We start from the raw sequence: 233 nt of genomic DNA, 5'->3' as shown, positions 1-233 counted from the left end.
GGAAGGCGTGCTTGAGATGGAATACAGCACCTTTGGGGTTGAAGGTAAAGCGGGTTTAAGCCTGGTGGTGTTTAATCCGCGTCACCAGCACGATCGGGAAGGTGTGGCGCGGCTGATGGCACGTCCGTAGCGGCGCGAAAGTGGGCTTCCATCTCATCCAGCGCCGCGTGATTCTCCAGCCCCCATTGATACATCTGCTCGATCGGTGACGCGAACGTCATGCCGAGCGGTGT

General features: G+C 58.8%; 1 pseudogene. It reads right to left on the bottom strand.

The features are described from left to right. Positions 1 to 71: 71 nt before the first annotated feature. Positions 72 to 233: pseudogene (locus KVT28_RS28035) on the bottom strand (transcriptional regulator); the annotation flags it as partial.

Origin of the sequence: Pantoea sp. GbtcB22, from assembly GCF_019091025.1 — a bacterium.
GTDB classification, from domain to species: Bacteria; Pseudomonadota; Gammaproteobacteria; order Enterobacterales; family Enterobacteriaceae; genus Pantoea; species Pantoea leporis.
This window is presented reverse-complemented; position numbering and strand designations above follow the sequence as displayed.